Raw genomic sequence first — 12154 nt, 5'->3', positions numbered from 1 at the left:
TTACCTCGGTAACGGTGAGATCATCTTCATCTACATCTGTGTCGTTTTCTAATACATCCCCATTTACTGTTGCAGTTTCTGAGGTTGTTTCTGTGTCATCTACTGCTACTGGGGGAGTATTTCCTGTTACACCTTCGATGGTGATGGTTGCGGTGGCGTTATCAGTTCCCCCTTGTCCATCGCTGACGGTGTATTCAAAGCTATCGGTGTCGCTTTGTCCTTCTTCTAGGTTATCAAATACTCCGTTGGGGTCGTAGTTGTAGCTTCCATCGCTGTTTAGGGTTAGTAATGCTCCTGATGCTAGGGTTATTTCAGTGCCAACATCCCCTGCTTCTCCGTTTACCTCGGTAACGGTGAGATCATCTTCATCTACATCTGTGTCGTTTTCTAATACGTCCCCATTTACTGCTGCAGTTTCTGAGGTTGTTTCTGTGTCATCTACTGCAACTGGGGGGGTATTAGGAGGACTATCGGCAAAAGTAACACTACCTGCATTGGTATCAGGATCGACTTCATATCCATCACCGTCAAGTAGGGTATAGGTAACTATGACAGGATCTTCGGGATTTCCATCGTTAAAAATAGGTGAGCTAATTGTAGCAGTTTGTTCGGTAATGTTAAATGAGAAACCCGTATTATCAAAATCAGGAATGGGAAAATCACCTCCAGTTACAGTGATATCGAATACGCTCAGCTGATTCAAACTTTGAGCTACATCTCCAGTGACTGCAACCGTTACCCCTCCTTCTGGTGGGGGTTCGCTAAGGTTAAAAGTGAAGGTGAAAAGGGTTTCCTCTGACTCAAAGAGAATGTCAGGACTTGTTGTCAGGGAAACAGTGGGTTCGCTGGTTTCAAGTTGGGAACGGGTATCTGCTAGGGTTAAAACAACCTCGTTAACGATGGGATCAACATCGTACCCTTCTCCATCGATTAAGGTAAAGATAGATTGTTCTACTCCTTGATCGTCGTTGCGATTTGGTCCGGTCGGATCTGTGATATTACCCTCGGCAACACGATCTTGGTCGTCAAAAATAGTTAGAGTAATGGTGGCAATTTGTTCAACCACCGTGAACTCGAGTATTTGGTTACCTGCTGGTCCACCAAGATTACCACTAATACCTGTAGTTGTTGGGAAAGGGAAGAAAATAAAATCTGCTAGACCCAATTGTACATTGCTATCAAGGGTAACAAAAATGCCCTCCTCTGGAGGGGGTTCACTCAGGGCAATGGTGAGGGTGGTTTGGGTGCCTTCGTCTTCCACCAAAACTAAGGGATCGGCTGTTATGCTGATTGTGGGATCAAATACGCCGGTGTAGGCCTGTTGGGTTTGGGGTAAAAAAGCTAATTTGTCGGTAATTTCCCCTATTTTAAAATCAAGATGCCAATTTCCCCCTTTTAAGGCATTACCAACCCGATTGCTAGAGGCTGCAATGTTTGCACCTGTGATCTGGTGTAAACGGTTCAAAAATTGGCGACCTTGTTCTCCTAATGCAACTTGGCAACCATAGAGTAGCATCGGTACTCCAGCTAGTTTTTTGGACCAACGTTGCACTTGGTTGAGATACCGTTCAAAGTTATTCAAACTTAATCGACTATTTCCTAGTTGTATTCCCCCTGACCATCCGTGGGAAACAACATGAATGCTATCAATATGGGTGCAATTAGCTAAAATTTCGGTAATTTGTTCGATCCCATTTCTGTTAGTATCCAGGATAATGGTGGTTACGCTGGGAATAACACCGTTTTGTAAGTGCTTGGGATTTTCTACATTTCCGTCAATAATGACTAAATTTGTTTTATTTTTAATATTATTAGGGACTTTGGGCATTTCATACTCCAATAATGTTTTATTTGTGCAAAAAGTTGCTCTTTTCTCCATAATAACTTTCCTATGTTAAGTTAAAAAATAAGCCGAGGCCTTCTCATCTCAGATGAAATTTACGCAAGGGATCTCCCCAACTTAGCATTATAACACTTAATGTGTTTGGGAACCAACTGATGAAGTTGAATATAATTTTGTGCAAATTTTGCACAACTGCGAGTGAATTAGTACTGTATCGAACTCAGGTTATCACTTTAGGGAACAGGGAATATATAGACAAGCTAAGTACTTCATACCCTTGAAAGCAAAGCCCTTTGCAATAACAGTTAATTTCTATTTTTGTCCATGCACTTACTTATAGCATTTCTCATACTTGTGAGGTACAGAGGTGATCGCTTTGAGGCAGGAGGCAGGAGACAGGAGACAGGAGTTAAGTGTACCTCATGAGTCCGATAAAAGCTATATCAGTTTTTGTTATCTATTGAAAGCATGACTATAGAAAATCATTAACTTAAGCCTCATCTAATAACAATAGAAGTTTTACGAAGAAATTGAAAGGCAAAAGTAGTAGAAGTAACTAAACCTCAATATCTTTTAAAGTTATTATCAATAAGCCTCCTATTAGATGTTGACAATTATTTTAAAATGTGGGTTGAAAAAAGATGATTACAGGAATCAGTGAACAGTGATAACTGATAATTCATAACTGGTAATCGAATATTCACACCTTAGCTTCTTTGTAATTTTTGTGAACTGCTCTAAAGCATCAATAGAAGCCTATTCTAGAGCAAGAAATTTCTCAAAAACCTCCAAAATAGTTGACAAAGATTAGTATTTTGCTCCTTAATAGTCAATAATTTATTCAAAAAAATTCGCATTACTAAAAATTATGATGCACAATACGAATAACAAAGTGAGTCAATTTCATGACATCAAGAGTTTTGTTAAGGAATACGGGAATCTTGAGATTCAACCCTGCTCAAGAAGCCTTTGATTCCGTACTGTAAAAATCTGTGTAAGTCGTCATTATTGTAAATTACCCTAACCACAATCAAAGTCAACAATTATGATAGTATCCTCACCCCGTGTACAAATAGAATCCCACTTACTCGAAGTTGATCACCTCGTTATCTATACGTCAGAACCAACAGTAGCCATTTCTATGTTGCAAGAACTGGGACTCCATAGCTCAGATCAGATTATACGACGAGAAAAACAGGGAACCGCCTCTACGTTGTTTTTCTTTGAAAATACCTATCTTGAGATCGTTTGGAGCGAAGATAACCAAAAGGTTAAGCAGTATAAGACAGAAACAAATATAGATATTATTTCCCGTGCTAACTGGAAACAGACAGGGGCGGCTCCCTTTGCCATTGGATTACGTCAAAACGGAAGTATTGGCCCTCAGATTGGTGATAAAAAAGATCAAAATACTTTACAATCCTTGAAAGCCGAGGGTTTAGTAAGTTTCGCCTCAGATAATCTTACCACCCTATCAGAACCAATTTGTTATAGTATTCCTGATTCGATGGCGCTGACCACTTGGCTGAACAGTTCTGTTAAAGAGCATCGAAAATTGGTCAATCATCCCATTAACATCAAAAGACTCACAAATCTTGAATTTACCCTCACTCAACCTAACCTATGGACTCGAGCAATTTCTTTCCTGGTCTTACACAACCTTCTATCTCTCAAACAGGGGACAACCACCCTATTGGAATTGACGTTTGACCACCACAAACAAGGAAAACTAATTGATGCTCGACCAATTTTACCGTTGGTACTGAAATATTAAGTAATGAAGCAATCTCTTTTTTCTCCTAGTTTTTTTGTCAGTAGTGCGATCGCCGTTTGTGTTTCTCAACCTGCGTGGGGTCAACTCCCAGATCTGGTTCAGATCACTGAACTGCGTTTGGAAGGAACAGCCGAAGGTTTAGCCTTAGTGATTACCACCTCCGACGGTTCATCTCCACAATTTTTTGAGACTCGCACCGACAACACCCTAGTTATTGACCTCTTAGACGCTCAATTGAGCTTACCAGGGGGAGGAAAAGAGTTTGTGCAACAAAACCCTGTACCAGGGATTGCTTCGATTACCATTAGACAGCAATATCGCGTCGGTGTATTTGTAACCATCGTTGGAGAAGAGGAAATTCCCTTAGCTCAAATCACCACAACCTCCTCCGGTATAGCGGTTACTTTGCCTAACACAGAAACGGCGATCGCTGGAAACTTAGGCCCATCAGAATCCTCAGAGCCATCTACAACCCCCTCTGACCCTCAAGTTCCTGGGTCAACCCCTCCCCCCTCATCCATCCCAGGACAAGAGCCTGAGGCTCTTCCTCCTGCTCCCACTGAACCCGAGGAACTTCCCGAAGTAATTGTCATAGCCCCACCAGACCCACCAGCACCCCCAGAACCCCCACCAGAACCTACACCAGACCCCCCTCGCCCCCCTATAGCTGAACGGACCTATACCCCCCCGAAAAACTCCTCAGTGTCTCGGGATGATTCAGCTATTTTAGATACCCCCCAAGACATCGATATTGTGACGGAAGAAATCATCGAAGACAGGGGCGATCGCACCGTTGGGGAAGCGTTAGAAAATATTAGTGGGGTAACCAGCGGCCGTGCCTCCACGAGTTCTGTTGCCCTAACCCCGATCATTCGAGGGTTTGAGTCGGAGAATATCCTCAGAAATGGCATGAGGGATGATAGTCAAAGGTTTTTTGGAGGAATCACCACGAATTTAGAGCGCATCGAAGTTTTGAAGGGGCCAGCATCTATTCTATTTGGTCAAGGGAACCTGGGAGGAACAGTCAACTTAGTGACAAAAGTACCTCAACCACAAGAATTCTTTTCCTTTGAATTTCGCTCAGGGGAAAACGATTTTTATCGTCCTGAAATAGACGTTACAGGACCACTAAACGACGACGGAAGTGCCTCTTATCGTTTGGCCGCCTCTTTTGAAACAGGTAGAACCTTCAAGGAATTTGAGGACATCGAAGAACGAATTTTAATCGCCCCTTCTGTTCGATGGGATATTAGCGATCGCACCCAAATGATCATCGAAGCGGAGTATGTGAAAGAAAAAACCGAAGCACTCGCCCCAGAGTTACCAGCAATAGGAACCGTACTGAGGAACCCAAACGAAGATTTTGAAGGGAAGTTACCCATCGATCGCAACCTGGGGGAACCTTCCTTAGTGGAGAGTTTTGGCTACGTTTCTCGGACAGGTTATCGTTTTAAACACGAATTTAGCGATAATTGGACGTTCAAAAACGAATTTTTGGCAGCATTTGGACGGATTCCCGAAGGAGACGGGAGCGTTTTTATACTCCCCATATCCCTAAGTACAGATTTACGGACTCTCAACCGCTTTTTAGCAGAAAATCCCTCAAAATCTGATAACTTCACCATCAATACCACCCTTGTTGGTAAATTTGAGACCTGGGGAATCGATCATAAATTACTGATCGGTTACGAATACGCAGAAGAACAAACGGAAGATACATTAATATTTAGTCAAATCGATCCCATTGATATTTACAATCCTATCTATAGTCCTGAATCTGTGGATCAGCCACTAATTTTCGAGGATAACCAGTCCCATTTGAACTCATCGGGCATATATTTTCAAGATCAAATTACCTTTTTTGACCGTTTAATTGTGGCTGCAGGGGGACGGTTTGATTATACGGATCTCACCTTTACGGATTTTCTGCGGGAACAAAGTATACAAATTAATAATCAGGTGTTTACTCCTCGTGTGGGTATTGTTTATAAGATTACGGACAACATTTCTCTTTATGGTAGCTATGCTCGTTCTTTTGATCCTGTGGTTGGTCAAAGTTTTGACGGGGAAGTTTTTGACCCGGAACGGGGAAAACAATACGAAGTAGGGGCAAAAGCTTCATTGTTAGACGAGAAGGTTTCTATATCTGTATCTGTTTATGATCTAACTCGGACAAATCAACTTGAACAAGATCCCGAAAATCCTGGCTTTCAAATCCAAATTGGAGAACAAAGGAGTAGCGGTTTTGAATTAGATGTTATTGGGGAGGTTTTTCCCGGATTGAATCTAATTGGTACTTATAGTTATACAGACGCTTTTGTTTCTGAAGATTTTAGAGAGGAATTTGATGGAAGTAAATTACCTAATGTACCCCTTCATGCGGCCAGTTTATGGACAACCTACAATTTTCAAGAGGGATTGTTTGAAGGATTAGGTTTTGGGTTTGGTTTATATTACCAAGACGATAGACAAGGGGATTTAGGTAATACTTTTGTCCTTCCGGCTTATGTCAGAACCGATGCTGCCATTTTTTATCGGGTTGGGGATATGAGGATTGCTTTTAACTTTAAGAATATACTAGACCACGAATACTTTGAAGGAGCGCGCGATCGCACTCGGGTAAATCCTGGGGCACCTTTTACTTTTCAAGGAACCATATTTTGGCAATTTTAATATTTAATTAGGAATTTTAGCAGGACACCAAAAGAGATTTTTGCTGGACACTCCCAAAAAGTCCAGTATGGAACGCATTACTCCAGTGCAGTGCATCCAGTAACCTAAATCTTCGTACATACGGTCAGGGTTCAAATGTAGGTCATAATGGATTACATTGGCTAGTTCCGAGAACTCTTCACTAGATTGGGGAGAAATGAGCAAAATACGGAATGGTTTTCCTTGACACCTGTATTTTAGTTTGTGGGCGAGGTCTTCGACTTGTTCTCGGTTGGCGACTCCTGTGCGAATAAAAAGAACTTCATCGCAATGGTTTAAAGTGTACCAAAACCTTCGAGAACGAGCTTCATAACGAGTCTGCATCCTTTGATGGACAACGGAAAAGTCATTCACTGGGTCGTCTGTATCTTCCACTTCGTGAGCAAAAGATAGACTTGTCCACTTACCATGATAAATTCTTCCGGCTTCCTGGTTATAGTGAAGGAAATAGGGATTCCACATATCATAAAAGCTGTTTTCGATGATATCGGTTACATCGCTGAGATTAGTGGTTCGTGTCAAATCAAAGGGATAAGCTGGACCATCGTATTCCATTTTATGTAAAACCATGCGAATGGCACAGCGATCGCCGAGAGGTAGAATGGCTACGCGACTGATATCCGATAAGGGACATTGATATTGAAAGGATAAAGAAGAAAGAGGGGGGACTTTTACCCTGCTTTCAAGACCATCTGAACCGATCATCATGGTACGGAAAGGCATCTCAGGATTGACTACATCGGTGTAAACCCCTGATGCCACTCCTTTGAGAGCTTGGCGTACTTCTTTCCACATGGGCTGGAGATTGTATTCGTGGTCTGATTCGTTAACCAGTCGCAGGAGAAGATCCCCTTGTTTGAGAATAGCTAGATTTCCATCGTAGAAGAGAATTTGGGAAATTTTGGGAGAAAAGAACTCAAAAACAGGGCGATACTCTATTTCAACAGAAGGGGGAATGTCTAAATTTGTTTCGATAATCCCATTTTCCCTCACCCAAAAGGAGGCGGGAATGTGCTGACTTACAGTGTTGGTAAGATAAATACCTGGCTCTAAAGTAGCTGTTTTTTGTAGAGGAGTTTGCAGTTTTTCCCAAGAAGGACTGATGGTGTAAGAATGGGGGGAGGTATTTATGATCTGTAAACTCCGATCTTCCTTCTGGTTTAAGACTTGGAAACCCTTTTTATCTTTATAGATGGTTACTGGCTTTGGTTTAGGGGGTTGTTTTTTTTTTGCTAAATCTGTCGGTTTAAGAGCGAATAAGTCTAGGTCGATGGCTTCGTACATGAGGCGGTGTCCTTCTGTGTTAGGATGAGCCGGATCAAAGGAGGTTCCTTGCTTCCAGCGACCTTGACCATCATCTAAAACTGCCAACCAATCCAACAAAGGTACTCCCCAACCGAGCATCCTTTGATGGGTATCTTGTAGTAACCAGTAATGTTCGGCGTTATAATCTCCGTTGGGATAGAGAGATCCCAAAATAGGAACAGCCCCCAAGTCTTGGGTCATTTTTACCAGTTGTTGTAAGCCGCTTTCAAACCGACGCTGTATTGCCGATCGTTCGTGGGGTGGACAATGGGCTAAACCTTCGTTACCTAGAGAAAGAGCAATAATTACTATGTCTGGGTTTTCTGGGGTTACCACCTCAGAGAAGCGATCGATAGTTGTGGTAACGTTACTGCCGGATAGGGACACATTTACCAGTTGATGACCGTATTTTTGATGTAACTCTTGTTCGAGATGCCAACTCCAACCCTCCATCAACCAAGCGTTGTGTCCTACAGCAACAGAACTACCGATCACAAGGACTTTTAAGCCATCTTTGGCTTTGGGTAGGGGAACTTTTGGTACATTCAAGTAACCGTAGGGCCAAGGTTGAAGGTAGCCAAAAGCCCCATCCTCTATGGTCAAAGTTGCAGAACCGGGATCGGGTTCAAGGGGTAACCAACGGTTAGCACCGAGGGCTTCCCATTCTACTTTATCGTTATCACAGAAACGCACATACTTGTATTCGATTCTTTGTTCCTGGGATGATTTTAAAAATGGAGTCAAGTCTATGTCTGTTTCCACCCACCACACAGGGTAGCGATCGCCATTGGTTTGTAAACGGAGACATTTTTTTACGTCCCATTCTCCTAACTCTGGAGTCGAACCTACCAGACCAATAGACTCACCCATCTGCGTGTGTGCAATTATCTGAAAGCGATACATAGGTTTCCCCCTATCTAACTATCTTAAAGCAAAGACTTTCACCTTAAAGCTTCCTCAACTATTACCATAAACCTTGACAAAAAAATAGCCTAATGTATTCTAAAATACAATTTATCTTGTTATTTTGAGGTGAGGTTTCCATTGTCATTGAATATCTCTCTTACTTTCGGTTTGGTAACTTTACCCATAGCGTTACGGGGTAAATCATCCAAAATTACCATCCTTGTGGGGACTTTATAGACCGCAATTTGTTCTTTTGCCCAACCCCTTAAAGTTTCTAGGGTTAACTCCTTATTAGGATGCAATACCAAGGCTGCACATACCCGTTGTCCCCACTCTTCATCCACTACCCCAACCACTGCACAATCTTTAATATCGGAGTGGGTGCGTAATATTTCTTCGATTTCGAGGGCAGAAACTTTGTAACCGCCAGTTTTGATAATATCCACAGAGAGACGACCGAGAATGCGATAGTTTTCCTTTTCTACTACTGCTAAATCCCCTGTACAGAACCATCCGTCTTCAAACGCTTTGCTGGTTGCTTCGGTTCGTTGCCAATATTCTAGAAAAACACCGGGTCCTTTGACTTGAATTTCTCCTGGGGTTCCAGGAATAACCTTTTTTCCTTCTTCGTCTACTAAGCGTACTTTAACGCGAGGTAAGGGTTGACCAACGTATCCAGGGAGTCTATTTCCTTGAAGGGGGTTAGATAAGGCCATCCCTATTTCCGTCATACCGTAGCGTTCTAGGAGAAAATGACCGCTAATATCTTGCCATTGTTTTAACACTTTTATGGGTAAGGCTGCGGAACCGGACACCATCAACCGCAGTTGACGAGCAGCTTGGGACATTGCTTGCTGTTTTTCTAGGGGTGCTTTTTGCCAAGCTTCAACGAGTCTGACATAGATAGTGGGAACCGCCATAAATAGGGTTAAATCCCCCTTTAAAATGGACTCCCACACCGCCTCTGCATCAAATTTCGGTAAAAAATGGCATTGTGCGCCAACCCATAACGCACAGGTGAGAAGATTAATAATGCCGTGGATATGATGCAACGGGAGAACATTGAGAATGCGATCGTTTTCGGTCCACCCCCAAGCTTCCACCAAACTGGTAACCTGGGCCTGTATATTATCGTGGGTAGTAACAACTCCTTTGGGTTTTCCTGTGGTTCCGCTAGTGTAGAGCATTAATGCCCGTCGACTTCCGCTAATATTATCGGGTAAGTGGGAGGGTTGTTGGTTTTTTATGTCGGTGGTGAGGTAGAAGGAACAGGAGTTGTCTGCGGCCAGTTGTTTGATTATGGTTTCAAACTGAGGATGAGCTATTATGATAGGCGCTTGAGAATCAGCTATAACATAGGCTAGTTCGGGTTTAGGGTGGGAGGTACAGAGGGGTACTGCAATGCCCCCAGCGCGCCATATTCCCCACTGTACTGCCACATAGTCGAACCCTGAAGGAACGAGGAACGCCACTCGCTGTTCTTCTAAATCTGCTTTTTCTCCTAATAAATGGCTGGCTATTTCCCCGGAACGTTTTAGTAAATCTTGATAGGTAAAGCTTCCTTCTGTGGTCAAAATAGCAGTTGATTGGGGATTTGCTTTAGCACGATTAATTAGTGGCAGTTCCACTCCCATTCTCCTATAAATTAGTTGAAGATTCTATTAAATCATAATATGTTATCGGGACCGAGATTGGCTAATTTGCCAACTGAGAAAAATTACAGGAATCATTCCCACTAAAACAATGGCTAAAGCGGGGGCAGCTGCCTCGGATAATCGTTCGTCGGAGGCATATTGATACACTCTAATGGCTAGGGTATCAAAGTTGAAGGGACGAATGACTAAAGTGGCGGGTAATTCTTTCATCACATCCACAAAAACTAACATAATTGCTGTTAGTATTCCTCCAGTCATTAAGGGAGTATGAATCTTAATTAAAATCTCGTTGGGTTTTGCTCCTAAACTTCTGGAAGCATCGTCTAAACTGGGTTTTATTTTTCCTAAACTGGATTCAACTGCTCCAAAAGCAACGGGTAAAAATCGCACTAAATAAGCGTAGATTAAAGCTAGAATTGTACCACTGATTAATAAACCTATTTTTACTTCAAAAATTTGTTGTATTATATTAGCGATCGCATTATCTAATTTTCCTACGGGGATCAAAATGCCTACAGCAATTACTGACCCGGGAATTGCATAGCCTAAAGCGGCAATTCTCACACTTCCATTGATCCAAAAACTATTTTGTACTCTTTTTCCATAAGCCATAATTAGGGATAAAATCAAAGCAGCGATCGCTGTAATCAGTGAAGCTTTTAAACTATTATTAGCTAGGATAAAAAAGTTGTTTTTTAAAGCGGTATTTGCATTAAGTCTAACTAAATTAACTAAATAAAAAGAAGGCGCTAAAAATCCTCCAAAGAAGGGAATAAAACAGATTGTCCAAGCTAAATATCCTCGCCAAGATGTTAGTTTATAAGGAGTAATAGGACTTCTAGGACTACTATTTTGATAATAGCGAGCTTGACGACGTGACCATAATTCTAAAATAATTAGCGTAAAAATAAACAACATCAAAAAAGCCGCTAGTTGTGAAGCAGCTTCCCTTTCGCCTAGACCAAACCAAGTATCATAAATTCCAGTTGTAAAGGTATTTACTCCAAAATACTGAACGGTTCCAAAATCGTTTAAAGCTTCCATTAAAGCTAAGGCTAAACCAGCCATAATTCCTGGACGTGCTAAGGGAAGAGCAACTTTAAAAAAGCTTTGCCAAGGATTACAACCTAGAGAAAGACTAGCTTCTAATGTAGAATTTGACTGTTCTAAAAAAGCTGTTCTTGCTAATAGATAAACATAGGGATAAAGTACCAAAATTAACATTAAAATAGCACCCCACAAGGAACGAATATTAGGGAACCAATATTCGTTAATACTTTGCCAACCAAACCAAGAACGAAGTGTGACTTGAATTGGTCCATAATATTCCAACATATTTGTATAAGTATAGGCTAACAAATAAGCAGGGGCAGACAAAGGTAGTAACAATAACCACTCAAACCAACTACGTCCCCAAAAGTTACAAATAGTCACTAACCACGCTGTTACGACTCCAATAATTAACACACCTATTCCTACTCCAAACATGAGTAGTAAAGAGTTAAAAATATAACGAGTTAATACGGTTTCTACTAAATGTTTCCAGATGGTTCCAGCGTCGATAAAAATGCTACTAACTACAAATAAAATGGGAATAGCAATTAAAATAGCTGTCATCATAACAATAGCTGTCCAACTTCTCATAGATAAGTAGTTAATTAATCTATAGAAATTAGCAATAATTGGGTTAGATTTGTTCATAAATACGATGCTAAAAATCAAGGCTATGTGCAGGTAAAATATAAATAAAAATATCTGCTAAATTGTTCCTATTTCCCATCAATGAATTAAATAGAAAATTATGTCATGGGAAGTGAGTACACACCATAGATTACAAATTTAGTAGAGGCAACAGAGAACTGGGAATGGATGAGGAATACAAGCATTTTAACTTCTAATTAAAATATACTCACATCTTGCACCAAGAAAAGTTGATATGAGGAACGATGGCTAAAACTC

General features: G+C 41.4%; 6 protein-coding genes. 2 read left to right on the top strand and 4 right to left on the bottom strand.

The window, feature by feature from the left end; genetic code table 11:
* The coding region (locus P9B04_RS14800) for a DUF4347 domain-containing protein (RefSeq protein WP_342055757.1) at nucleotides 1–1828 on the bottom strand (1828 nt) is incomplete at its 3' end.
* Between the two features lie 1060 nt (nucleotides 1829–2888).
* Here P9B04_RS14800 and P9B04_RS14795 point away from each other — a divergent pair.
* Complete coding sequence (locus tag P9B04_RS14795; protein WP_342055756.1) at nucleotides 2889–3617, top strand: VOC family protein; 729 nt, start codon at nucleotides 2889–2891, stop codon at nucleotides 3615–3617.
* Between the two features lie 3 nt (nucleotides 3618–3620).
* Nucleotides 3621–6290: a TonB-dependent siderophore receptor gene (locus P9B04_RS14790; protein WP_342055755.1), complete on the top strand. Its 2670-nt coding sequence runs from the start codon at nucleotides 3621–3623 to the stop codon at nucleotides 6288–6290.
* Nucleotides 6291–6293: 3 nt separating this feature from the next.
* Here P9B04_RS14790 and P9B04_RS14785 read toward each other — a convergent pair whose 3' ends face one another.
* From P9B04_RS14785 to P9B04_RS14775, 3 genes are all read right to left on the bottom strand, one after another.
* A complete protein-coding gene (locus P9B04_RS14785; protein ID WP_446718008.1) occupies nucleotides 6294–8504 on the bottom strand; it encodes a DUF1796 family putative cysteine peptidase in 2211 nt (736 codons plus the stop codon).
* A 152-nt stretch (nucleotides 8505–8656) separates the two neighbouring features.
* On the bottom strand, nucleotides 8657–10168 hold the full coding sequence (locus P9B04_RS14780; RefSeq protein ID WP_342055753.1) for an acyl-CoA synthetase: 1512 nt from the start codon (nucleotides 10166–10168) through the stop codon (nucleotides 8657–8659).
* Between the two features lie 48 nt (nucleotides 10169–10216).
* Entirely contained in the window at nucleotides 10217–11896 is a 1680-nt protein-coding gene (locus P9B04_RS14775) for an ABC transporter permease (protein WP_342055752.1), read from the bottom strand.
* Nucleotides 11897–12154 lie beyond the last annotated feature (258 nt).

The sequence above is a fragment of the Crocosphaera sp. Alani8 genome, from assembly GCF_038442745.1.
Classification (GTDB): Bacteria; Cyanobacteriota; Cyanobacteriia; order Cyanobacteriales; family Microcystaceae; genus Crocosphaera.
The sequence above is the reverse complement of the archived record's forward strand: the minus strand, read 5'-3'. Positions and strand labels throughout refer to the sequence as shown.